This window comes from Streptomyces sp. NPDC053048 (assembly GCF_044547045.1).
Taxonomy (GTDB): Bacteria; Actinomycetota; Actinomycetes; order Streptomycetales; family Streptomycetaceae; genus Streptomyces.
On sequence record NZ_JBITZS010000004.1, the window covers coordinates 251,892 to 274,660 of the forward strand.

The window sequence follows — 22,769 nt, forward strand, 5'->3', positions numbered from 1 at the left end:
GCATCGCCGCCGTAGCCATCGGCACCCTCGCGTTCTTCGGCATGCTCGCCGCACCGGCAGGCGCCGTGCCGGACCCGGTCGCGATCACGGGGAGGTCAAGTACGGGCGGCGGTCGGCGGGCGGCGGCTTCAGGGTGCGCCCTGGGGTCCGCCCAGTTCCGGGAAGACCGGGGCCGCCCACGGCGGCGGCAGGGGTGGCGGGGCCGCCTCCACCCGGGTGCCGGGGTGCTCGCCCGCCGGTTCGGGAGCGGTCGGGGCCTGCGGCCGTTCGCGGCCCGCCCGCCGCAGGGCCGTCACGAACGACAGGCAGCTGTCGTAGCGGTCGTCCGGTGCCTTGGCCAGCGCGGTGGTCATCACCTCGTCCACCCGGCCGGGCAGGCCCCGCACGCGCTCGGACAGCAGCGGCGGCGGATCGTTCTGGTGGGCCCACAGCAGGGACATGTCGTTGTCGCGCTGGAAGGGCGGCGCCCCCGTCAGGATCTCGAACACCACGCAGGCCAGGCTGTAGACGTCGCAGCGGCCGTCCACCGGCTTGCCGGAGATCTGTTCCGGAGCCACGTAGTCCAGTGTTCCGACGAACTGGCCGACGCGCGTGTACCCGGTCAGGGACAGCGACTTCTTCGTCAGGCCGAAGTCGGTGAGGTAGACGTGCTCGGGGTGGTCGCTGTCGGTGCCCTCCGCGACGAGGATGTTGCCGGGCTTGACGTCCCGGTGCACCAGGTCGTGCGCGTGGGCGGCGTCCAGGGCGGAGGCGACCTGCCCGGCGATGCGGACGGCGGTGGGCAGCGGCAGCGGGCCCTCCCGGTCCAGCAGGGCCCGCAGGTCCTGGCCGGCCACGTAGCGCATGGCGATGTAGAGGACGCCCTCGACCTCGCCGGCCTCGAAGACCGGCACGATGTGCGGGTGGTCGATGGCCGCGGCCACCCGGGACTCGTGCGCGAAGCGGTCGCGGAAGGTGTCGTTGCGGGCCAGTTCGGGCGCGAGGAGCTTGAGGGCGACGGTACGGCCGAGCCGCAGGTCGGTGGCGCGGTAGACGACCGCCATGCCGCCGCGCCCGATCTCGCTCTCCACGCGGTAGCCGGCGATCCGGCGGCCGATCAGGCCGGACGGCCCGGGGGCCAGGGTGTCGTCCGGGCGGGCCCGGCGGTGCTCGTCGGACGCCATCAGCTGTCACCGAGCCGGGTGGGCGGAGGGGCCGGGGCCGGGCTGGGCGGAGGGCCCGAGGCGGGGCTGTCGAGGCGGGTGGCCTCGGGCGGGACGGACTGGGGTGCGGGTTCGCGGGCGGCGATGGTCGTCATGGCGGTGCCGTCGCAGTAGCACCAGCGGTCGTGCTCGGAGTCGTAGAGCCACAGCGCGTCGCCGTGCACCACGGCGCCGATCCGCAGCCCGTGGGTGTCCCGGTGGAAGGTCTCGCCGTCCGTGCGGCCGGCCGCCAGTTCCTCCACCGCCCGCCGGTAGCGGGCCAGGGCCTCCTCGACCTTGGCCAGCAGCCTGCGGGCGTCGGCGGTACGCACCAGCGGCGCGCCCGCCGGGGGCGGGCTCTGCGGGAGCGCCACCAGCAGCCGTGCGTCGACCCAGGCCGCCCAGCCGTTGTCGCACAGCACCTGCCCCCAGTCGCCGCGCCGGGTCAGCAACTGGACGGGCAGCAGCGGGTCCAGGGGCTCGGTCGGCACGGACGCGTCGGGGGCGGCCCAGGTGGACAGCCCGTCCTTGGGCACCACATGGGTCGGCTCGAAGCCGGGGACGCCGGGGGCGGAGTCGTAGGCGTAGGGGACGGCGTTCATGCCCCGTCCTCACTTCCGCATGACAGCCGGCTCGTGGCGGCGCAGCAGGCGCACGACCAGGAGGCCGAGGACGACGGAGAGCACCACCATCATGCTCATGTTCAGCATCCAGGTGCCGACGGCGTGTTCGAAGAGCGGGTCGGTGCCCTGGGCGCCGGGCGGCGGGGCGGGGGTGCCGGGCTCGGGCGGGATGCGGGTGACGTCGATGGTGCCGCTCATGGCCGCCAGCGCCCAGCGCGAGGGGACCAGCCAGGCGAGTTGCTCCAGGACCAGCCGGTTGTGGAGCTCGATCATCCCTCCGCAGAAGACGACCTGGACGAGGGTGATGATCACCAGCAGCGGCATGGTGACCTCCTCGCGGCGGACCAGTGCCGACACCACCAGGCCCATCATCATGGAGGTGAACGCCAGCAGGGCCTCGGCCAGCGTCATCTCCACCAGGGGCGGCATGAGCACGCCCTGCCCGCCGGGGGCGCGGGTGTCCACTCCGGCGAGCGCCACCAGGGAGAGCACGACCGCCTGGACGACCGTGATCACGCCCAGTACGAGGATCTTCGACATCACGTAGGCGGATCTGGACAGGCCGACGGCGCGTTCCCGCCGGTAGATGACGCGTTCCTTGACCAGCTCGCGCACGGCGTTGGCGGCGCCCGTCAGCACACCGCCGACGCACAGGATGAGCATGACGGTGTTGGCCTTGTCCGCCGAGGCGAAGCGGGTGCCCGCGGACAGCCTCGCCATGCCGCCGGTCAGGAACGGCAGCGCGATCATGATGGCGAGGAAGGTCCGGTCGGCGCTCAGCGCCATCACGTACCGGCGCATCAGCGTCCACAGCTGGCTGCCCCAGCTCTGCGCCTTCGGCGGCCCCTCGGCGGCGGGCGCGGGGGCCACGGCCCCGAGCCGCGGCTGATCGGTGGCCGCGGCGATGTACTTGCGGTGCTCGGGCGAGATCCGGTAGCGCCCGGCCCAGTCCCGGTCCCGCTCGTTCTCGAACGCCTCGAAGGCCTCGGGCCACTGGGCGTAGCCGAAGAAGCCGAGCGACTCCGCGGGCGGCCCGTAGTAGGCGATGCGCCCGCCGGGGGCGAGGACCAGCAGCCGGTCGCACACGTCGAGGCTGAGCACGCTGTGGGTGACGACGATGACGGTCCGGCCGTCGTCGGCGAGGCCGCGCAGCATGGTCATCACGGAGCGGTCCATGCCCGGGTCGAGGCCGGAGGTGGGCTCGTCGAGGAAGAGCAGGGACGGTTTGGTCAGCAGCTCGAGCGCCACGCTGACGCGCTTGCGCTGGCCGCCGGAGAGGCTGTGGATGGGCTGGTCGGCGCGCTGTCCGAGACCGAGTTCGGCGATGACCTCGTCGACGCGGGCGTCCCGCTCGGCCTTGGCCGTGTCGCCGGGGAAGCGCAGTTCGGCGGCGTAGCGCAGGGCGCGCCGCACGGTGAGCTGGGCGTGCAGGATGTCGTCCTGCGGTACGAGCCCGATGCGGGCGCGCAGCTCGGCGTAGTCGCGGTAGAGGTCGCGCCCGTCGTAGAGCACGGTGCCGCGGTCGGCCGGGCGCAGCCCGGTGAGGGCGTTGAGCAGGGTGGACTTGCCGGCGCCGCTGGGCCCGACGACGGCGAGCAGGCTCCGGGCCCCGACGGGGAAGGAGACGTCGTCCAGCAGGGTCTTGCGGCCCTCGTCGACGTGGACGGACAGGTCCTGGACGTCGAGGGAGACCTCGCCGGTGTCGACGAATTCCTGGAGCTGGTCGCCGACCAGGCAGAACGCGGAGTGCCCGATGCCGACGATGTCGCCGGGGCCGAGGGGGCCGCGGACGATGCGGGCGCCGTTGAGGTAGGTGCCGTTGTGGCTGCCGAGGTCGACGATCTCGTGGCCGCCGCCGGGCAGGGCGCGCAGTTCGGCGTGGTGCCGGGAGACGACGAGGTCGTCGACGATCAGGTCGTTGTCGGCGGCGCGGCCGATGCGCACGCTGCGGGCAGGCAGCTGCCGCACGGTGGTGGGTTGCCGGAAGGTGCCGGTGGCCGAGGGGTGGGAGACGGACGAGGGGCGGTCCGCCGGGCGCCGGTGGACGCCGGTGACGACGGCGGCGGGGCCGTCGGAGGGGTTGCCGAAGCGGACGACGGTGCCGGGGCCCACGTCCAGGGTCTGGATGCGGTGGCCCTCGGTGTAGGTGCCGTTGGTGCTGCCGGTGTCCTCGAGGGTCCAGTGGTCCTCGACCGGGCGCAGCACCGCGTGGTGCCACGAGACGCGCGCGTCCTGTAGCACGATGTCGCTCGACGGGTCGCGCCCCACGTGGTAGATCCGGCTCGGACTCATCACCTGCGAGCCGCCATCGGCTTCGACGACGAGTTCGGGGGCGGAGGGGGCGGAGGGCACGACCGACCGCTCTCCCATATCCCTCATGGTACGGCCGGGGGCACAGGGGCGCCTTTCGGCGGCGGTGGCGGAGAGGGGATCGCGGTGGAGGGCGGTAGCGCCGGGCGGCTGCCCGTGTTCGTCTACGGGACGCTGCGGCCGGGGCGGCGCAATCACGACCGTTTCCTGGCCGGCCGGACGGTGGCCGAGACGCCGGCGCGGTTGCGGGGCGCGGTGCTGTACGAGGGGCCGGGGTTCCCGTACGCGGTCGCCGACCCGGCGGGCGAGGTGCGGGGCGAGCTGATCACGGTGGCGGCGGGCGCGTACGACGCGGTGCTGGCCGCGCTCGACGTGCTGGAGGACCACCGGCCGGGCGATCCGCGCAACGTCTACGAGCGCGTGATGCGCGAGGTGTCGGTGGAGGACGGCGGCACGGTGCGGGCGTGGGTGTATCTCGCGTCGGACGCGGTGGCGCGGCGGCTGCGGGCGGTGGGGACGCCGGTGCCGGGCGGCGACTGGGCGGGGTGAGCCGCGTGGTCGTGGAGTGAGCCGGGCCACACCTCTCCCGTCGTGGTCTCACATGGTGAGCAGTGGGGCAACGACGACAACCCCGGGGGCAGTTGCACCGTCTTCACCTGCGAGTTGACGGGGTGTCACGCAAGCGTCGCCGAGTGTCGATCTTTTGTTAACAAATGGTCAATTGTTCGACTCTCGCACGATTTCTGCTTTTCATGCGCATGCCAATACATGCAAAGTCATCCACGGACCACAGGTCCCCGTGGTGCGGCTGGTGAACGCACCGCGTGCGAGCGAGCGGCCGGGCACGCCCGGACCGCCCTGATGACAAAAGGCGCTGAGAAGTGCGTACTTCCCCCACATCCTCCATATCCGCCTCGCCCCGCAGACGACTGCTGACCGTCGCCGTGGCGGTGGCCGCCGCCGCGACCATGGCCGGCACGGCCGTCGCCGTCCCCTCGGGCTCCTCCCAGGGCTCCGGCACCGCCGCGAACTCCGCCCGGAACGCGGCCTCGGCCGCAAAGCAGGGAGAGATCGTCAAGGCCGCCCGGACGGCGGCGGCGGCCAACGCCAAGGCGACCGGCGTCGGCACGGACGACACCCTGAAGGCCAAGGACACCCTCGTCGACCCGGAGGGCAAGCGGCACGTCCGCTTCGAGCGGGTCCACCGCGGCGTCACCGTCATCGGCGCCGACATGGTCGTCCACCTGGACGCCAAGAACCAGTACCTGGGCGTGACCCGGGCCAACGGCCGCAAGGTCTCCCTGCCGAGCGTCACCCCGAAGCTCGCCGCCCGCGAGGCGGCGGCCAAGGCCGCCAAGGCCGCCGGCGGCACGGCCGGCCGGACCGAACTGGTCGTGGACGCCCGTGGCGGCGGATCGGTCCTCGCCTACCAGGTGACCGTCAGGAGCGACGACGCCGCGACCGGCGTCACCAAGTCCGTCGTCGTCGACGCCGCCTCCGGCAAGGTCATCAGCAACACCCCGCTCAGCGACGGCTTCATCTCCCCCCGGCTGAAGTCCACCCTGCGCGACAAGGGCCGGCAGGCGACCCCGCGCGTCGCCGCCAAGCCCTCCGCGCCGAGCGCCGCCAAGCCTGCGGCCGGGGCCTTCCCCGCCCCGGCGAACGGCACCGGCGCCTCGATCTTCGCCGGCGGCGTGCCGCTGCTCACCACGCAGACCGCGAAGAACTCCTTCACTCTCAAGGACCCCAGCCGCGGCGACGGCGAGACGCGCGACGCGGGCGGCAAGGAGCCGGAGTCCTTCTCGGCCGGCAAGGCCCTCACCGACGCGGACAACAAGTGGGGCAACGGCACGGCCGGTGATCGCATGAGCGCCGCGGTCGACGCCCAGTACGGCATCACCAGCACCTTCGACTACTTCAAGAAGTCCTTCGGCCGCAACGGCATCAAGAACGACGGCGCCGGCCCGCGCGCCCTCGTCCACTTCGGCGACAAGGTGGGCAACGCCTTCTGGTCGCCCGACTGCGGCTGCATGCTCTACGGAGACGGCGACGGAGAAACGTTCAAGCAGCCGCTGGTGGCCCTGGACGTCACCGGCCATGAGCTCAGCCACGGCGTCATCGAGGCGACGGCCGACTTCCAGCCCACGCGCGTGGACCAGGCCGGCAACCAGTTCGGCGAGGCCGGGGCGCTCAACGAGTCGCTCGCGGACATCTTCGGCGCCGGGATGGAGTTCCGGACGAACAACGCCGCCAACAAGCCGAACTACCTGCTCGGCGAGAAGCTCGGCCTGGAGCAGACGTTCCTGCGCCGCCTGGACAAGCCCTCCCTCGACACGCTCGAGGGCACCGTCGACTACTGGGACGAGGGCTCCTACGACCGCGAGGTCCACGCCGGCTCCGGCGTCTCCTCGCACGCCTTCTACCTGCTGGCCGAGGGCAGCGGCAAGAAGACCATCGGCGGCGTCGACTACGACTCCCCCACCGTCGACGGCTCACAGGTGACCGGCATCGGCCGCGAGAAGGCCGAGCAGATCTTCTACCGGGCCCTGACCCGCTACATGGTCTCCACGACCGACTTCCACGAGGCCCGCGTCGCCACCCTGCAGGCCGCCGCCGACATGCACGGCAAGGACAGCACGGAGTACCGGACGGTGGACAGGGCGTGGGCCGCGGTGAACGTCACCGAGGCGAACACGCCCAAGTCCGGGCCCGCCGCCAAGCGCTGACGCCAAGAGCCCCTTGGGTGTGGCGGCTGCCACGCCCAAGGGGCTCTTTCGGTCCGGCCTCAGTTCCCCCAACCTGCCGGGCGGATGGTGAAGGGCAGGTCCTTGGAGAAGAACGACATGTCCCCGTTGGCGACCGTCACCCCCGCGTCGGCGGCAGTGACGTCGCGGGGGGCGGAGGCCGCGACGCCGACCTTCAGCCGGTAGACCGCACTCGCGCCGGGCGCGAGCGGGCCCTTGGCGGCCGGGTGCAGCTTGGCGCTCATGCCCGGGTCGCAGCCGCCCGCGACCAGCGGCACGCGCACCCAGCCCTGGCCCTGCCGGTACTGCTGCAGCACCAGGTCCTTGGGGGCCAGGGCGTGGTTCCTGCCCGCCCCGTAGGCGAAGTAGGAGGCGGTGAGGGCGGGGTAGGCGCGGTTGGTGGTGTTCTTCACCGTGACCGTCACCGAGCGGGGCGCGCCGCCGCGCTCCAGGACGGTCCCGCGCTGCCAGCCGCTGACGCCGACCTCGGGGCGGGTGGCGGTGGCCGTGCGGGCGGGGGCGCGGTAGGTGTGACCGCGGCCGTCGTCGACGGAGGCGTTGACGGTCAGGGTGCCGGGGCGGTCCAGGTCCTGCAGCCGCAGGGCCACGGTGTGCGGGTGCTTGGCGCTCGCGTCCTTCGCCGTCACGGGGAAGGTGAAGACGCCGCGGGTGGGCCAGCTGCCGCCGCCCGGGGAGGTGTCCAGGTCGAGCCAGCGCTTGGTGCGCGTGTCGAAGCGCTGCACCACCAGGGAGTCGGTGCTGAAGCCCTTGCTGCTGACGTCGAGGCGGACCTTGCCCTTGTTGACAGGGGTGCGCAGCGTGACGCGGGAGGACGACCACAGGCCGATGGGCAGCTGGGAGGCCAGGCTGTAGGAGAGCTTCTGGGTGACGTTCCCGGTGGCGGCGGGCGACGGGGCCTCGGCGGACTCCGTGGCCGCCGTGCGCGCGGCCGCGGCGCTGCTCGCGCCGGGGATGTCGCAGCCGACCCGCGCCTGCGCGGCGCCGGTGCCGGCCGTGTGGCCCGTGCCGGCCGCTCCCATGACCAGCGCCAGCCCGGCCGCCAGCGTCGCCGCGGTTCTCACGGCGGCCTTCCGAGCCACCGACGACCGCTGCTGTCCGACATTTCGCGTCATTTACCGCCCCCGCATGTGGGTTGTCCCGTACATCCGTACGCCTCTGGCCTCAGAGAGCGCCTTCCACAGCTGATGGTTCCCCACAGGGAACGGAAATCCCAAGAATTTCGTCGGCCCCCTCGGACCGGTGACGGCCCGTCACCCGCCCGCGCGGCGAACGGGCATGACGACGCGGCACCACGGGAGGGGACCGACCCCCGTGGCGCCGCGCCGGACGTGGTGTCTCAGCCCGTGGTGGCCCCGCGCTTCCCGCGCAGGTAGACCGCCCAGGTGACCGCCAGACACAGCACGTAGTAGGCGAGGAAGGCCGCGTAGGCGGCCTCGCCCGTGCCGCTCTCCTGGAAGGCCTGACGGTAGGCCACGTTGATCAGGACGCCGCCGAGGGCGCCGACCGCGCCCGCGATGCCCATCAGCGCGTTGGCCCGCTGGTGGGAGCGGTCCTCGGCGACGAGCGGGTCCAGCCCCCCGGCGATCCAGCGGCGGGCGGCGGCGCGGTGGATCGCGGGGATCATCTTGTACGTCGAGCCGTTGCCGACGCCGCTGAGGAGGAACAGCAGCACGAAGCCCGTCAGGAACAGGGGCAGCGAGCCCTGGTGGGACGCCAGCAGGACGACGCCGGTGCTCAGGGCCATGGCGATGAAGGTCCAGAAGGTGACGCGGGCGCCGTTCCACCGGTCGGCCAGCATCCCGCCCACGGGCCGCACCAGCGACCCCAGCAGCGGCCCGAGGAACGTCAGGTACGCGGCCCGCACCGGCGTCGGGAAGTCGCCGGGGAACTGCACCAGCAGGACCTGCCCGAACGCGAAGCCGAAGCCGATGAACGAGCCGAACGTGCCGATGTAGAGCAGGGAGATCACCCAGGTGTGGCGGTCGCGGCTCACCTCGCGCAGCGGGCGGCCGGCGGGGTGGGCGCCGCGGGGCAGGTTGTCCATGCGCAGCACCGCGGCGAGGGCCGCCAGCACGATCAGCGGGATGTACACCAGCGGTACGAGCCGGGGGTGGCCGGCGCCGGCGGTGGCCAGGACCAGCAGGCCGAGCAGCTGCACGGCCGGCACGCCCAGGTTGCCGCCGCCCGCGTTGACGCCCAGGGCGCGGCCCTTGAGGTGCTGCGGGTAGAAGGCGTTGATGTTGGCCATCGAGGAGGCGAAGTTGCCGCCGCCGAGCCCGGCGGCGGCGGCCACGGCGAGCAGCGTCGTATAGGACACGCCGGGCTCGAGGACGTAGGCGATGAGGGCGGTGGGGATCAGCAGGGCGAGGGCGCTGACGACGGTCCAGGTGCGGCCGCCGAAGACGCTCACGGCGACGGTGTAGGGCAGCCGCAGCGCGGCGCCGACCAGGGTCGGCACCGCGGTGAGCAGGAACTTGCCGGCCGGGTCGATGCCGTACTCCGGGCCGAGGAAGAGCACGAGCACGGACCACAGGCTCCACACGGAGAAGCCGATGTGCTCGCACAGGACGGAGTACACGAGGTTGCGGCGGGCGGTGCGGGCGCCGGTGGTCTCCCAGAAGACCGGGTCCTCCGGCCGCCAGTCGTCGATGTGGTGGGGCCGCGCCGCCGTGGCCGGCGGCGGGGTCCCGAGGGCGGGGAGAGCGGGGTTCGTGGTCACGGTCGCCAAGCTAGGGACGGGCGGTTTCCGGCCGGTGTGCGTTCCCGGTCGGCGGTGCTACATCTCCCGCACACGGCCCGGCCGGGGGTGTGAGGCGTACGGGCCACACCGGCAGCGTCCCCGGCTCGTCCAGGCAGTCGCCCGAGCGCAGGTCGAAGGCCTGCTTGTACATGGGCGAGAACACCACCGGCACCCCGCCCCGGCTGCCGAGGAGGCCGCGCGAGATGACGTGGGCGCCGCTGAACGGATCGCGGTTGCCCACCGCGTACACCGCTCCCCCGCGGTCGCGGAACAGCGCGATCTGGTGGCCGTCGACGAGCACAGCCGTGCCGCGTCCGGGCTGCAGGTCGTGGTAGGCGCACACGGCCGTCCAGCCGGCCGGCCCCGTCCCGATCTCGACGAGTGGTCCGTTCGGGGTGGTGAGGGGTCCGTTCACGGCGCCGCCACCGCCTCGTGCTCGCGGGCCGGGCGGATCTGGCCGCGTTCGGGCAGGAAGCGCACGGTGGGGTCGGGGACGCCGGGGGCGTTGGCGAAGGAGACGAAGCGGCGCAGCCGTTCGGGGTCCTCGAGGGTGGCCCGCCACTCGTCCTTGTAGGTGGCGGTGTGCCGGGCCATCAGCTGGTCGAGGTCGTCGCAGATGCCGAGGGCGTCGTCGACGACGACGGCCCTCAGGTGTTCCAGGCCGCCCTCCATGCGCTCGATCCAGGGGGCGGTGCGCTCGAGGCGGTCGGCGGTGCGGACGTAGAACATCAGGAAGCGGTCGATGGTGCGGATGAGCGTGGCGTGGTCGGCGTCGGCGAGCAGGAGGTCGGCGTGGCGGGGCGTCATGCCGCCGTTGCCACCGACGTAGAGGTTCCAGCCCGCGGAGGTGGCGATGACGCCGAAGTCCTTGCTCTGGGCCTCGGCGCATTCGCGGGCGCAGCCGCTGACCGCGGCCTTGATCTTGTGGGGTGAGCGCAGGCCCCGGTAGCGCAGTTCGAGCTCGATGGCGAGGGCGACGGAGTCCTGGACGCCGTAGCGGCACCAGGTCTGGCCCACGCAGGACTTCACGGTGCGCAGGGCCTTGCCGTAGGCGTGCCCGGACTCGAAGCCGGCGTCGACGAGGCGGCGCCAGATCTGGGGCAGCTGGTCGACGGTGGCGCCGAACATGTCGATGCGCTGACCGCCGGTGATCTTGGTGTAGAGGCCGAAGTCGCGGGCGATCTCGCCGATGGTGATCAGGCCCTCGGGGGTGATCTCGCCGCCGGGGACGCGGGGGACGACGGAGTAGGAGCCGTTGCGCTGGAGGTTGGCGAGGAAGTGGTCGTTGGTGTCCTGCAGAGCGGCCTGTTCGCCGTCGAGGATGTGGACGGAGTTGCCCAGGCGCGGGTTGAGGGTGGCGAGGATGGAGCCGACGGCGGGCTTGCAGATCTCGCAGCCCTCGCCGCCGGTGCCGTGCTCGTCGATGAGGCGGGCGAAGGTGGTGACGTTCTTGACCCGGACGATCTCGAAGAGCTCGGCCCGGGTGTGGGTGAAGTGCTCGCACAGTCCCTTGCTCACCTGGACGCCGCTCGCGGCGAGTTCGTCGTCGACGATCGTGCCGATCATCTTGACGCAGGAGCCACAGCCGGTGCCGGCCTTGGTGCACCGTTTGACGGCCGCCACGTCCGTGCAGCCGCCGTCGGCCACGGCCGCTCGGATGGCGCCCTTGGAGACGTTGTGGCAGGAGCAGACGAGGGCTTCGTCCGGCAGCGTCACGGCTCCGGGCGTACCGCCGGCGGGAGTGGGCAGGACGAGCTGTTCGGGGGGTGTGGTGAGGGGGGTGCCGGTGGCGGCGAGGGGGCGCAGCAGGTCGTAGGAGGCGGCGTCGCCGACGAGGACGCCGCCGGTGAGCCGGCCGTCGGGGGCGACGACCAGCTTCTTGTACACGCCGGCGCGGCTGTTGGCGTAGAGGACCTCCAGGGCGCCGTCGCCGGTGGCGTGGGCGTCGCCGAAGCTGGCGACGTCGACGCCCAGGAGCTTGAGCTTGGTGGCGAGGTCGGCTCCGGTGAAGGAGCCGTGGCCGCCGGTGATCTCCTCGGCCGCCGCCTCGGCCATCGCGTAGGCGGGGGCGACGAGGCCGTAGACGCGGCCGTCGGTGGCCTGGGCGCATTCGCCGACGGCCCAGATGTGGGGGTCGGCGGTGCGGCAGCCGGCGTCGACGACGATGCCGCCGCGCTCGCCCACGGGCAGTCCGCAGGCGCGGGCGAGCTCGTCGCGGGGGCGGACTCCGGCGGAGAACACCACGAGGCCGGGGGTGAGCGTCTCGCCGTTGGACAGGCTCAGGGTGCTGACGGTGCCGTCGTCCCCGGCGGCCACGGCCTGGGCTCCGGCGCCGGTGTGGACGACGACGCCCAGCTCCTCGATCTTGCGGCGCAGGGCGGCGCCGCCGCCGCCGTCGACCTGGACGGCCATCAGCCGGGGCGCGAATTCGACGACGTGGGTCTCCAGCCCCATCTCGCGCAGCGCCCCCGCGGCCTCCAGGCCGAGCAGTCCGCCGCCGATGACCGCCCCGACGCGGGTGTGCGCGGCGCGGTCCCGGATGGCCTCGAGGTCCTCGATGGTGCGGTAGACGAAGCAGCCGGGGGTGTCGTGGCCGGGTACGGGCGGCACGAAGGGGCGGGAGCCGGTGGCCAGGACGAGCGCGTCGTAGCCGACGGTGTGCCCGGAGCGGGTGGTGACGGTGCGGGCGGCGCGGTCGATGGCGGTGGCCGGGTCGCCCAGGCGCAGGTCGATGTCGTGTTCGGTGGCGAAGCCGGCCGGCCACAGCGACAGTTCCTCGGCGGTGGTGCCGGAGAACCACGAGGTGAGCCGGACCCGGTCGTAGGCGGGGCGCGGTTCCTCGGCGAGGACGGTGATCCGCCAGGCGCCCGGGGCGCGTTCGGTGAGCGCGTGGAGGAGGCGCTGGCCGGCCATGCCGTGGCCGATCAGCACCAGACGCCGTCGGGTGTCCCTCACTGGAGGGCTCCTTCCGTGGTGAGCAGGTGCAGGGGGTCGGGCGGCAGGGGCTCGCTCCGCTCGAAGGCGTGGGTGAGGTCACCGACCGTGCCGAGGTCGCCGACGAGGACCGCGCCGACGAGCCCGTCGCCGCGCAGGACGAGCTTCTTGTACGAGCCGCGGGTGGCGTCGGTGAGGCGGACGGTGTCGGTGCCGGTGTGGGTGTCGCCGCCGGCGCAGTCGCCGAGGGCCGCGATCTCGAGGGAGCCCGCGCTCAGCCGCAGGAAGTGCGGTGTTCCGGCGTGGCGGGCGTCGGGGCGGGCTCCGGAGAGCCGGGCGGCGAGGACGTCGGCCTGTGCCCAGGCGGCCTCGGCGCGGCCGTGGACGGTGCCGCGGTGTTCGGCGCAGTCGCCGATGGCGTACACGCCGGGGGCGGAGGTGGCCAGGGTGTCGTCGACGACGATGCCGGTGCGTACGGTCAGTCCGGCGGCACGGGCGAGGCCGGTGCGGGGGGTGGCCCCGCAGGCGAGGACGGCCAGGTCGGCGGGCAGGCGGTGGCCGTCGTCCAGTTCGAGGCCGGTGAGGCGGTCGCCGCCGAGCAGGGCGGAGACGGTGCGCCCGGTGTGGGTCGTCACGCCCAGGGCCTCCAGGCGGCGGCGGACGGTGGCGGCGGCCCCCTCGTCGAGGTGGCGCTCCATCAGGTGGGATGCCCGGTGGACCAGGTGGACGGCGAGGCCGCGTTCGGCGAGCGCGCGGGCGGTGTCGACGCCCAGGACGCCGCCGCCGACCACGGTGGCGCGGCGGGCGCGCAGGGCGTCCTCGGTCAGTGCCGCGCTGTCGGCGAGGGTGCGCAGGACGTGGACGCCCTTGCCGGGCACGCGGCCGGGCGGGCGTACCGGTTCGGCGCCGGTGGCCAGGACGAGCGCGTCGTAGGGGACGGTCTCGCCGTCGGCCGTCCGCAGGGTGCGGGCCGCCGGGTCCACGGCCGTCACCTCGGTGCGGGTGCGCAGGGCCGCGCCGCCGGTCGGCAGGGTCAGCGCGGCGGGGGCGTAGCCGCCGGCGAGGGTGCCGGTCAGCAGCGTCCGGTTGTAGGGGGCGTGCGGCTCGCGGCCGAAGAGCGTGACGCGGAGCTCCCCGGGCGGGGCGAGCGAGAGCGCCTGGTGGGCGAAGCGCGCGGCGGCCATGCCGGCGCCGACGACGGCGATGTGGCGAGGACTCACGCCGGTTCTCCGATCGTGTCCGTGGCGGCACCGTCCCGTGCCCGTTCCACCCGGACCGCGCACACCTTGAACTCGGGCATGCGGGAGACGGGGTCGAGGGCGGGGTTGGTGAGGTTGTTGGCCCGGCCGGGTCCGGACCAGTGAAAGGGCATGAAGACCGTGTCGGGCCGGATCGTGGTGGTGACGCGCGCCGCCGCCGTGGCCTGCCCGCGCCGGCTGGTGACGGTGACCGGGTCGCCCTCGGCGATGCCGAGCCGGTCGGCCAGGTGGGGGTGGAGTTCGACGAACGGGGCGGGGGCTGCGCGGTTGAGGGCAGGGGTGCGGCGGGTCTGGGCGCCGCTCTGGTACTGGGCGAGCACGCGGCCGGTGGTCATGCGCAGCGGATAGCTCTCGTCCGGTTCCTCGGCGGCGGGCCGGTGGGAGACGGCGGCGAAGCGGGCGCGGCCGTCGGGGGTGGCGAAGCGGTCCAGGAACAGCCGGGGTGTCCCGGGGTGCCGGGGCTCGTCCTCGCCGGTGGCTGGGCAGGGCCAGAAGACGCCGTCCTCGGCCGCGATGCGCTCGTAGGTGATGCCGGAGTAGTCGGCCTGGCCGCCCGCAGAGGCCCGGCGGAGCTCGGCGAACGCCTCCTCGGCGGCGGCCGGGAAGCCGGTGCCGGTGCCGAGGCGTCCGGCGAGGCCGTGCAGGATGGCGAGGTCGGTGCGGACGCCCTCGGGCGGGGCGAGGGCGGCGCGGCGCAGGATCACCCGGCCCTCGAGGTTGGTCATGGTGCCGTCCTCCTCGGCCCACTGGGCGGAGGGCAGGACGACGTCGGCGAGTTCGGCGGTCTCGGAGAGCACCACGTCGCACACCACGAGGTGGTCCAGGGCCCGCAGCCGCTCGGTGACATGGCCGGCGCGCGGTGCGGAGACGACCGGGTTGGAGCCCATGACCAGCAGCGCCCGGACCCCGTCGGCGGTGCCGAGGGTGTCCAGGAGCTCGTAGGCCGAGCGGCCGGCGCCGGGCAGGTCGGTGGGGTCCACGCCCCAGACGCGGGCGACGTGGGCGCGGGCGGCGGGGTCGTCGATGGAGCGGTAGCCGGGCAGCTGGTCGGCCTTCTGGCCGTGTTCGCGGCCGCCCTGGCCGTTGCCCTGCCCGGTCAGGCAGCCGTAGCCGCTGTACGGGCGGCCGGCCCGGCCGGTGGCCAGGCACAGGTCGATCCACGCGCCGACGGTGTCGACGCCCTTGCTGTGCTGTTCGCCGCCGCGTGCGGTGAGCACCATGCCCGAGGGGGCTGCGCAGAACAGTTCGACGGCGCGGCGCAGTTGTGCCACGGGCACGCCGGTGATGCGTTCGACGCGCTCGGGCCAGTGCGCCATGGCGGCGGCGCGGGCCCGTTCGTAGCCGCTGGTGCGGGCCGCCACGAACGCCTCGTCGACGTGGCCTTCGGCGATGACGAGGTGGAGCAGGCCGAGGGCGAGGGCGAGGTCGGTGCCGGGCACGGGGCGCAGGTGCAGGTCGGCGAGTTCGGCGGTGCGGGTGCGCCGGGGGTCGACGACGATCAGCCGGCCGCCGGCCTCCTTCTGTTCGCGCAGGTAGCGGACGGCCGGGGGCATGGTGTCGGCGGGGTTGCCGCCGACGAGCACCAGGCAGCCGGTGCGGGAGATGTCGGCCAGCGGGAAGGGCAGTCCGCGGTCGAGGCCGAACGCCCTGCGCTGGGCGGCGGCCGCCGACGACATGCAGAAGCGGCCGTTGTAGTCGATGTTGGCGGTGCGCAGCACCACGCGCGCGAACTTGCCGAGCAGGTAGGCCTTCTCGTTGGTCAGCCCGCCGCCGCCGAACACGCCGACCGCGTCGCGCCCGTGGCGGCGCGCGGCCTCGGCGAGCCCCCGGGCGGCGCGGTCGAGCGCTTCCGGCCAGCTCGCCTCGCGCAGCGTCCCGGTGCGGTGGTCGCGGACCAGCGGCGCGCGCAGGCGGGCCGCCGGGGACAGGACGTGGGCGGCGTTGTTCCCCTTGCCGCACAGCGCGCCCCGGTTGACGGGGAAGGCGGGGCGTTCCTCGACCGCGACGGCGGGCTCGCCCGGCGCGGGCCGTTCGACGGGGCGCAGACGCATGCCGCACTGCAGGGAGCAGTACGGGCAGTGGGTGTCGGTGGGCGGTGCGGCTGCGGTCATGCCAGGAAGCGTCGCCTCCGCGCGTTACGCCGGTGCGACGGCCGTATTGCGGGGGCCGCACATGCCCCGCACCCCCGTGACCTGGCGATGTGCGGAGCCCGACACATGACCGTACGGAAAGGGGAGGTGCGGTGACTCCGCCGTCATGCCCGTGCAACGGGTCCTTAACGACCGTGGGCCACCCTCGGCGCATGAGGACAGCAATACCCGGCGGACCCCGGCCGCCCGAAGGGCCGCTGGTCGGTTTCACCGTGGGCGTCACCGCCGACCGGCGGCGCGAGGAGCTCACCGCGCTGCTCGACCGGCGTGGAGCCACGGTCGTCGCCGCGCCCGCCATGCGCATCGTTCCCCTTTCCGACGACACCCTGCTGTACAAGGCGACCGAGGCGTGCCTGGCCGGCCCGCTGGACTACGTGGTGGCCACGACCGGGGTCGGCTGGCGCGGCTGGATGAGCGCGGCCGAGGGGTGGGGCACGGGCGCCCGGCTGGTGCGCGTCTGCCAGGACGCGGTGCTGGTCAGCCGGGGTCCTAAGGCGGCGGGCGCGCTGCGCGCCTGCGGGCTGCGCGAGGCGTACGCGCCGGAGTCGGAGGCCCTGCACGACGTGCTGTCCTGGCTGCTGGAGCGCGACCTGCGCGGGCGGCGGATCGCGGTGCAGGAACACGGCGCCGCGTTGCCGGAGTTCAGTGCCGCCCTGCGCGAGCGCGGTGCGGACGTGGTGACGGTACCGGTCTACCGCTGGGGGCCGCCCGAGGACCCGGAGGCGGTGCGCCGGCTGGTCGAGCAGACGGTACGACGGGAGGTCCACGCGCTGCCGTTCACCAGCGCGCCGGCCATCGAGGCGTTCCTGGCCGTCGCCGGCTCGGCCGGCCGCCGGGCCGACGTGCTGGACGCGCTGCGCCATGACGTGCTGCCGGTGTGCATCGGCCCGATCTGCGCGCGCCCGCTGCTGAACGCGGGGGTCCCGTGCGTGTGGCCGGAGCGGGGCCGGCTCGGCGGGCTCGTCCGTACGCTCGTACGGGAGCTGACCGTTCACCGCCGACGCGAGATCGCCACGGCGGCCGGGCCGCTGGTGCTGCAGGGCACGGCGGTCCTGGCGGGCGGCACGACGCTGTGGCTGCCGCCGCTGCCGGCGGCGGTGCTGCGGGCCCTGGCCGAGCGGCCGGGCGCGGTGCTCAGCCGCGCCGAGCTACTGCGCAAGGTGTGGTCGGGGTCCTCGGGGCGGCAGCCGGACGAGCACGCGGTCGAGGCGGCCGTCGCGCGGCTGCGCACCGCCCTGGGCCCGTACGGGCAGGTGGTCGGGACCGTGACCAAGCGCGGCTACCGGCTGGCGGCCGCGCAGTGAGCGCCGTGGCACCGGTGCCGCCGCTGCTGGCCGTGGCGCACGGCACGCGGGACGCGGCCGGCATGGCCGCGATCGGTGCCCTGCTGGCGCGGGTGCGCGCGCTGCGGCCGTGGCTGCCGGTGCACCTGGGGTGCGTCGACGTGGCGCGGCCCTCCCTGGAGGAGGCGCTGGCGGCGCTGAGCGGTGAGGTGGTGCTCGTCCCCCTGCTGCTCGGCGAGGGCCACCATGTGCGGGTCGACATCCCGCGCGCGCTGGCCACGGCTCCGCGGGTGCGGGCCCTGCCGTGCCCGGCGCTGGGCCCCGATCCGCTGCTGGCCGAGGCGCTGGCCGGGCGGCTGGCCGAGGCGGAGGGACGCGGCGCGGGCGACGGCCCCGTCGTGCTGGCCGCGGCGGGCTCGACGCGCCCGGCGGCGAACGCCGCGACGGCGGCCATGGCCGGCCTGCTGTCCGCGCGCCTGGGCCGCCCGGCGGTCGCCGCCTATCTGTGCGGCGGCTCGCCCACCCCGGCCGAGGCGGTCGCCCGCCTGCGCGACGCCGGCCACCCCTCGGTGACGGTGGCCCCCTACCTCCTCGGTCCGGGCTTCTTCGCGCGGCAGGCGGCGGGGGCGGGCGGCTCGGTCACCTCGGAACCGCTGGGCGCGCACGAGGCGGTGGCCCGGCTGGTGCTGCGGCGCTACGACGGGGCGGTGGGCCTGCGCTCAGTGGCCGCGTAGCTGTTCCATCTCGCGCCGCTCGCGCTTGGTGGGACGTCCCGCTCCGCGGTCGCGCACCCCGGCCGGGGCGACGGCCTCGCGCGGCGGGGGCGGCGGGGAGTTGTCGACGAAGCACTCGACCGCCACCGGCGGCCCGACGCGCTTGCGGACCAGGCGCTTGACGACCACGATCCGCTCCCGCCCCGCGTGCCGCAGCCGCACCTCGTCCCCCGCCTTGACCAGCTGGGCGGGCTTGGCGCGCTCGCCGTTGAGGCGGACGTGGCCGGCCTTGCAGGCCGCGGCGGCCAGCGAGCGGGTCTTGGTGAGCCGTACGGACCAGATCCAGGCGTCGATCCGTACCGGCGTCCCCTCGTCGGTATCCATGACCCGAACTCTATGCCAGGCCCGTACGGCACCCCCGGGAATTTTCCCGGGCGCCGGAGCCGGGCGCTCGGGCAGACTGCCCAGCATGCCCATGCCACCGGCCTCCGAGGTCGCCACGCTCCTGTCCCGCCTGCACGCGCTGCCCGCCGCCGGACAGGTGCCCGAGATCGCCCGGTGGGCGAGGCGGCTGTCCGCGAGCGGCGGCCTGGGCCGTGTGCTGGACGAGCTGTGGGCGGGCGGAGACGAGGAGCGGTCCCTCGCCGTCGACCTGGCCCGGACGGCCCACCACGTTCCGCTGCTGGAACGGGCGCTGACCGACGGCGGCACCGCGCTGCGCCGCCGCGTCCTGGGCTCACGCGAGCTGCCGCGGCTCGACGTGGCACTCGTCGTACGGGCCGTCCGCGACACCCCGGCCGACGACCGCGTCGCGCTGTACCGCAGGATCCGGCGGCGCGACCACCGCGCTCTGGCCGAGGCGCTGCGCGAGCCCGTGCGGGCGGCCTTCGGCACCGGCGAGGAGGCACTGCTGCTGCCGGCCTGCGAGGCGCACACCGTGCGGGACCGCCTCCCGGAGCTCTGGGACGAGGTACGGCACTGGCGTCCGCTCACGCTGCGGCACCCGGACGAGGTGCTGGCCGAGCTGCACCGCCGTGCCTCCCCCGGGCTGCGGGGCGGCCCGTCGGTGGGCGACCTCGCGCGGCGGCGGCCGGCGGCGGCGCTGGAGGTGGCCGAGCGGCGCGGCATCCGCTCGCTGCGCGGCCGTGACTTCCTGGCCCTGGCACAGGCGGACGCCACCCGGGCGGTGCGGCTGCTGTGCGGCGCACTGGACGGCTTCGTCTTCCCCGGCACCTACACCCGCAGGGCCGTGCGCGCCGTGTTCGACGCGGAACCCGAGGCGGTGAGGGAGCTGGTACGCGCCGTCCGCGCCGATGTCGTCGGCGGTACCGAAGGCCTGTACGCGCTGCTGCGGGCCGCACCGGCCTCCTGCCGCGGCGAGTTGTACGAGGTGGCGCACGCCGAGCGGCCGTTCACCCACTCCGAGGCCGGCTACCGGCTGGTCCGCCTGCTGCGGCAGCTGCCGCGCGAGCACCGGGAGCGGGAGGCCCGGCGGATACGGGCCCGGACGCCCCCGAATGCCTCCGGACTCCCCGCCCTTTCGCTCTCCACACTCCTGCCCCTGGCCGACGTACGGGACGAGCTGTCCGGGGCGGCGGCCGACGGGCGGACGGGGCTCGACCTGCTGGTCGAGTGCGCGGCGCACGACGCGGCCGGGAACGCGCTGGACGGCGTACTCGCGATGCTGGCCGAACGGCTGCCCGGCGAGCACGTCGGCGTCCGGGCCGAGGTGCTGACGGCCCTCGCCGGTGACCGCGTGCCGGAACGGTGCTTCCGCGGCGCGTCGGTCCCCGCGCTCGAACGGCTCGTGGCGGGCGTCCTGGATGCGCCCGACGCCGACGGCGAAAGCGCCGAGAGCGTCTCACGGCTCGCGGGAGCGCTCCTGGGGCACCGGGATCCCGCGGTGGCCGCTTTCGCCGTAAGGACGCTGCGCGCCTGCTGGTTGCGGCCGGAGCGGGCCGGGCACCGGCTGTCCTGGTACCGGACGCGGCGCCTGCGGGAGGCGTATGCGGAGCTGGAGCCCGCGATGACCGCCGCCGCGCGGAAGGGGCACTTCACTCCCGCCATGGACCTGGCGTGGCGCCTCGGTCCGCGGGCCGAGTGGACCGCCGCGCGTGTGGCGGCGCTGCACTCGGCCGTACGGGACGGCACCGGTGCAGAAGCGCGGAGGGCCACCCATCTGCTGCTCGCCGGCCGCCGGACGCGCGGTGCGCGCTTCCAGCAGGTGCTGGACCTCGACCCGGACCGGCTGGCCGACGCGCGCATGCGGCGGTGGGCGGAGTTCCGGCGGCCCGAGCTCCTGGACGGGCTGTGGGAGGCGCACGGCGTCGGGCCCGCCGGATTCAGGTACGAGCGGGACACCGGGACGCGTGCCGGGACGGGTGAGCCGTACCGGCGCTGGGCTCCGGCGCAGCGCGAGCGGTACGCGGCCCTGCTCGCCCGGAACCTCGCGACCGCGAAGCCCGGCCCCCTGGCGCACGAGGCCGCTCGCGAGCTGGGCCGGTTGTTCAGGGCGGACCCCGGGCTGCTCGGTCCTTACCTCGATTCGCCGCACGCGCTCGTGGCACGGGCCGCCGTCGGTGCGCTGCCGTTCGCCGACAGGCCCGAGGAGTCGCTGCGACGGCTGGTGCTGGGGACGTTCCCGAAGGACGGCGGGACGTCCTCGGAGCGGGGCGCGACGACCGCGCGGGTGATGACGTCGATCAGGCGCTGCCTGCGGAGGATCCCGCCGAGCCGGCGGGACGTGGCCGCGGGCGAGGCCCTGCGCGCGCTGCTGACGTCGTGGGACGAGGTGGCCGACCCTCGATGGAAGGGTCTGTTCCTGGGCCCGTTCGCCCCCGCGAGGTCGGCGGAGGTCGTGGTGGAGGTCTGGGCGGCACAGGGGCACCGTTCCGAGGTGTCGGCGGCGTGCGCGTGGCTGGCCCGGCACCTCCTCCACGAGCCCCGGATCTGGTCGTGCCTGCGGGAGGCGGTCCGCACCATGGGGCACCGCGTGGTGCACGAGCTCGCCTGCTCCTCCCCGGACGTCCGCGCGGAGCACCGGCACGCCTACGCCGGGTTGCTGATCGAGATCGCCACCGGCCCTGACGCCCGTTCGCGGCGCTGTGCGCTGACCACGCTCGGCTCGTGGGGTGACTGTCACCCGGGCGTGCTGCCGGTGCTGGCCGCGGCGGCCGTCGGCGCCGGGGAACGCGCGGAGTGGCAGGCGGCGCTGGGCAGCCTCGCCGCCTGCGCGTACCGGGACGAGGGCGAGGACCAACTGGCCGACGTCCTCGACACCTTGGCCACCGCCGCTACCGAGCAGGGCCGCACCGCGGCCCCGGACGGGCCACGGCACCGGCTCGCCTTCGCCGTCGACGCCCTCGACCGGCGGCTCGCGTCGATGGGCCGCCGCGCATGGAGCCGGCCGGTGCTGCTGCGGCTGGCCGAACGTCTGCGCCGCCACCCCGGATTCGCCCTCGAGGCGCTGCTCGTCCGCACCTCGACCGTACACGGCCTGTGGCGGGCGGAGACGTCCGTCCTGGTCGAGGACGTGGACGCGCTCATCGAGTTGGCCGGCGAACTGGAGCGGGCGCTGGGGGCGTCCGGCTCGTAGGGCGGATACCCATAGCAGGGACGTGTGTTGACTTCTTCGGCCCCGCATGCAACTGATGACGTGTTCACCTCAAACCCCCACCTCTTCGCCTCCGGACGGCGGGCCCACAAGGCCCCCGCCCGGACGGAAGGGAGCATGACGATGAACACCTCTACCGGCCGCCCGGACACCCCGAAGCGACGCAGGCGGGCGACGGCGGCCGCCCTCGTCGCCGCGCTGGCGAGCGCCGGCATCGGCCTGGGCGCCCCGCCGGCCGCGGCGGACGGCCCCGTGTCCGTCGACTACACCTGCACCGGCCCCGGCGCACCGGATGGCGTCCAGTCCCTGCGGGTCACCATGACCGCCCCGGCGAGCGTCCCGCAGGGCGGCACCGCCGAGCTCTCGCTGGAGGTCACCACGCAGCTGACGGTGCCGCTGACCGTCCCCGCGCGCAGCGTGACGGGCGAGATGACCGTCGAGCTCGGCGGCGTGGCGTCCGGCAGCGTGACGGCCACCGGGTTCACCAACCCGTCCTCGATCCCCAGCGGTTCCACGGTGACGCTCACCGGCGGGTCGGCCTCCGCCCGGCTCGAGAACGCGGGCACCACGACCTTCACCGCCGGTGACGCCGCCGTTCACGTCTTCGGCGTGACGGTCGACTGCAAGGTCTCCGGCACCGCTCCCGTCGCGGCGACGACGGAGGTCACGACCGAGTGAGCGCCGCGGCCCCGAAGGAGACGTCGAAGCGGTCGCACCAGATGCTCACGCTGCCGTAACGGTTGAGGTCGACGTCGGCGGGCAGGGCGTAGTTCTGATCGCCCTTGTTGCCCTTGAGCTTGCCGAGGCTGACATGGGCGCCGTCGTCGAACACGTGCCAGCCGGCCCGGCCCTCCTTGACCGGGGCGTCGGTGATCAGGACGCGCAGGTCCGGGCCGTTGCTGGTGTCGAGGTTCTCCAGGCGCAGGGTGCGCGTGCCGTCGGGCAACTGGAGGATGCGTACCTTGCCGGTGGTGGTGTGCTCGTGACTGATCAGCTCACCCGTCGCCAGAGTCCGCGCCCCCGCGCCCGGCCCGCCGTCGGAGGTGGGCGCGGTTTCCCGCACCGTCTCGTCCACCCACAGCTTCCATGGCTGGAACCAGTACACCCCCAGCCCGACCGCCAAGGTGAGGACCGCCAGTAGCCCGATGACGATGGGCCTGGTCAGCAGCCGTCGTACACGTCCCATTTCCGCCTCCCG

The 22,769-nt window shown here is 74.5% G+C and carries 17 protein-coding genes; 6 read left to right on the plus strand and 11 right to left on the minus strand.

The genetic code is table 11. The annotated features are described in order from the left end of the window. Positions 1–128: 128 nt before the first annotated feature. From ACIG36_RS12105 to ACIG36_RS12115, 3 genes are read right to left on the minus strand one after another with little or no spacing between them, the layout of a single operon-like run. Positions 129–1,163 carry a serine/threonine-protein kinase gene (locus tag ACIG36_RS12105; RefSeq protein ID WP_399925776.1) on the minus strand — a complete coding sequence of 345 codons (1,035 nt, stop codon included), beginning with the start codon at positions 1,161–1,163 and terminating at the stop codon, positions 129–131. Then, positions 1,163–1,783, minus strand: a complete 621-nt coding sequence (locus ACIG36_RS12110) for a hypothetical protein (protein WP_399925778.1) — start codon at positions 1,781–1,783, stop codon at positions 1,163–1,165. The genes ACIG36_RS12105 and ACIG36_RS12110 overlap by 1 nt, the downstream gene beginning before the upstream one ends. Positions 1,784–1,792: 9 nt before the next feature. Continuing rightward, positions 1,793–4,174 carry an FHA domain-containing protein gene (locus tag ACIG36_RS12115; protein WP_399925780.1) on the minus strand — a complete coding sequence of 794 codons (2,382 nt, stop codon included), beginning with the start codon at positions 4,172–4,174 and terminating at the stop codon, positions 1,793–1,795. 66 nt (positions 4,175–4,240) lie between these two features. Here ACIG36_RS12115 and ACIG36_RS12120 point away from each other — a divergent pair, with 66 nt between their 5' ends. Both ACIG36_RS12120 and ACIG36_RS12125 read left to right on the plus strand, forming a co-directional pair. Then, positions 4,241–4,663: a gamma-glutamylcyclotransferase family protein gene (locus ACIG36_RS12120; protein WP_399925782.1), complete on the plus strand. Its 423-nt coding sequence runs from the start codon at positions 4,241–4,243 to the stop codon at positions 4,661–4,663. Positions 4,664–5,082: 419 nt separating this feature from the next. After that, positions 5,083–6,840 (plus strand): M4 family metallopeptidase, encoded by a 1,758-nt coding sequence (locus tag ACIG36_RS12125; RefSeq protein WP_399926441.1) that lies wholly within the window; start codon positions 5,083–5,085, stop codon positions 6,838–6,840. Positions 6,841–6,899: 59 nt separating this feature from the next. Here the strand turns inward: ACIG36_RS12125 and ACIG36_RS12130 are convergent, their stop codons facing one another. From ACIG36_RS12130 to ACIG36_RS12155, 6 genes are all read right to left on the minus strand, one after another. Beyond that, the gene (locus ACIG36_RS12130) at positions 6,900–7,940 is read right to left on the minus strand and encodes a hypothetical protein (protein WP_399925784.1); all 1,041 of its coding nucleotides are present in this window, start codon (positions 7,938–7,940) and stop codon (positions 6,900–6,902) included. A 275-nt stretch (positions 7,941–8,215) separates the two neighbouring features. Beyond that, positions 8,216–9,598 carry a nitrate/nitrite transporter gene (locus tag ACIG36_RS12135; RefSeq protein WP_399925786.1) on the minus strand — a complete coding sequence of 461 codons (1,383 nt, stop codon included), beginning with the start codon at positions 9,596–9,598 and terminating at the stop codon, positions 8,216–8,218. Positions 9,599–9,608: 10 nt separating this feature from the next. Further along, complete coding sequence (nirD, locus tag ACIG36_RS12140) at positions 9,609–10,034, minus strand: nitrite reductase small subunit NirD (protein ID WP_399925787.1); 426 nt, start codon at positions 10,032–10,034, stop codon at positions 9,609–9,611. After that, complete coding sequence (gene nirB / locus ACIG36_RS12145) at positions 10,031–12,532, minus strand: nitrite reductase large subunit NirB (protein ID WP_399926443.1); 2,502 nt, start codon at positions 12,530–12,532, stop codon at positions 10,031–10,033. Before nirB ends, nirD begins: the two co-directional genes overlap by 4 nt. Before the next feature lie 38 nt (positions 12,533–12,570). Next, positions 12,571–13,773 carry an NAD(P)/FAD-dependent oxidoreductase gene (locus ACIG36_RS12150; RefSeq protein WP_399925788.1) on the minus strand — a complete coding sequence of 401 codons (1,203 nt, stop codon included), beginning with the start codon at positions 13,771–13,773 and terminating at the stop codon, positions 12,571–12,573. Next, positions 13,770–15,923, minus strand: coding sequence for a molybdopterin oxidoreductase family protein (locus ACIG36_RS12155; RefSeq protein ID WP_399925790.1), 2,154 nt, complete (start codon positions 15,921–15,923; stop codon positions 13,770–13,772). The genes ACIG36_RS12150 and ACIG36_RS12155 overlap by 4 nt, the downstream gene beginning before the upstream one ends. A 191-nt stretch (positions 15,924–16,114) precedes the next feature. Here ACIG36_RS12155 and ACIG36_RS12160 point away from each other — a divergent pair, with 191 nt between their 5' ends. Then, positions 16,115–17,266 carry a uroporphyrinogen-III synthase gene (locus ACIG36_RS12160; protein ID WP_399925792.1) on the plus strand — a complete coding sequence of 384 codons (1,152 nt, stop codon included), beginning with the start codon at positions 16,115–16,117 and terminating at the stop codon, positions 17,264–17,266. Beyond that, positions 17,263–17,979, plus strand: a complete 717-nt coding sequence (locus ACIG36_RS12165) for a sirohydrochlorin chelatase (RefSeq protein WP_399925794.1) — start codon at positions 17,263–17,265, stop codon at positions 17,977–17,979. Before ACIG36_RS12160 ends, ACIG36_RS12165 begins: the two co-directional genes overlap by 4 nt. Here the strand turns inward: ACIG36_RS12165 and ACIG36_RS12170 are convergent. Beyond that, positions 17,965–18,435: an RNA-binding S4 domain-containing protein gene (locus ACIG36_RS12170; protein ID WP_399925796.1), complete on the minus strand. Its 471-nt coding sequence runs from the start codon at positions 18,433–18,435 to the stop codon at positions 17,965–17,967. The genes ACIG36_RS12165 and ACIG36_RS12170 overlap by 15 nt on opposite strands. On the opposite strand from ACIG36_RS12170, the gene ACIG36_RS12175 reads away from it, so the two are divergent. Together ACIG36_RS12175 and ACIG36_RS12180 are read left to right on the plus strand one after the other, a co-directional pair. Next, the gene (locus ACIG36_RS12175; RefSeq protein ID WP_399925798.1) at positions 18,428–21,553 is read left to right on the plus strand and encodes a hypothetical protein; all 3,126 of its coding nucleotides are present in this window, start codon (positions 18,428–18,430) and stop codon (positions 21,551–21,553) included. The two genes, ACIG36_RS12170 and ACIG36_RS12175, sit on opposite strands and share 8 nt — an antisense overlap. A gap of 141 nt (positions 21,554–21,694) precedes the next feature. Next, a complete protein-coding gene (locus ACIG36_RS12180) occupies positions 21,695–22,249 on the plus strand; it encodes a hypothetical protein (protein WP_399925800.1) in 555 nt (184 codons plus the stop codon). On the opposite strand, the gene ACIG36_RS12185 is transcribed toward ACIG36_RS12180, so the two are convergent. After that, complete coding sequence (locus ACIG36_RS12185) at positions 22,236–22,757, minus strand: DM13 domain-containing protein (protein WP_399925802.1); 522 nt, start codon at positions 22,755–22,757, stop codon at positions 22,236–22,238. The two genes, ACIG36_RS12180 and ACIG36_RS12185, sit on opposite strands and share 14 nt — an antisense overlap. Between the last annotated feature and the right edge of the window lie 12 nt (positions 22,758–22,769).

Coding starts and splice junctions, on each gene's coding strand:
- ACIG36_RS12105 (WP_399925776.1), bottom strand. CDS start 1,163: ATGGCGTCCGACGAGCACCGCCGGGCCCGCCCGGACGACACCCTGGCC.
- ACIG36_RS12110 (WP_399925778.1), bottom strand. CDS start 1,783: ATGAACGCCGTCCCCTACGCCTACGACTCCGCCCCCGGCGTCCCCGGC.
- ACIG36_RS12115 (WP_399925780.1), bottom strand. CDS start 4,174: ATGGGAGAGCGGTCGGTCGTGCCCTCCGCCCCCTCCGCCCCCGAACTC.
- ACIG36_RS12125 (WP_399926441.1), top strand. CDS start 5,083: ATGGCCGGCACGGCCGTCGCCGTCCCCTCGGGCTCCTCCCAGGGCTCC.
- nirB (WP_399926443.1), bottom strand. CDS start 12,532: ATGGCCGGCCAGCGCCTCCTCCACGCGCTCACCGAACGCGCCCCGGGC.
- ACIG36_RS12155 (WP_399925790.1), bottom strand. CDS start 15,923: ATGACCGCAGCCGCACCGCCCACCGACACCCACTGCCCGTACTGCTCC.
- ACIG36_RS12160 (WP_399925792.1), top strand. CDS start 16,115: ATGAGGACAGCAATACCCGGCGGACCCCGGCCGCCCGAAGGGCCGCTG.
- ACIG36_RS12175 (WP_399925798.1), top strand. CDS start 18,428: ATGCCCATGCCACCGGCCTCCGAGGTCGCCACGCTCCTGTCCCGCCTG.
- ACIG36_RS12170 (WP_399925796.1), bottom strand. CDS start 18,435: ATGGGCATGCTGGGCAGTCTGCCCGAGCGCCCGGCTCCGGCGCCCGGG.
- ACIG36_RS12180 (WP_399925800.1), top strand. CDS start 21,695: ATGAACACCTCTACCGGCCGCCCGGACACCCCGAAGCGACGCAGGCGG.
- ACIG36_RS12185 (WP_399925802.1), bottom strand. CDS start 22,757: ATGGGACGTGTACGACGGCTGCTGACCAGGCCCATCGTCATCGGGCTA.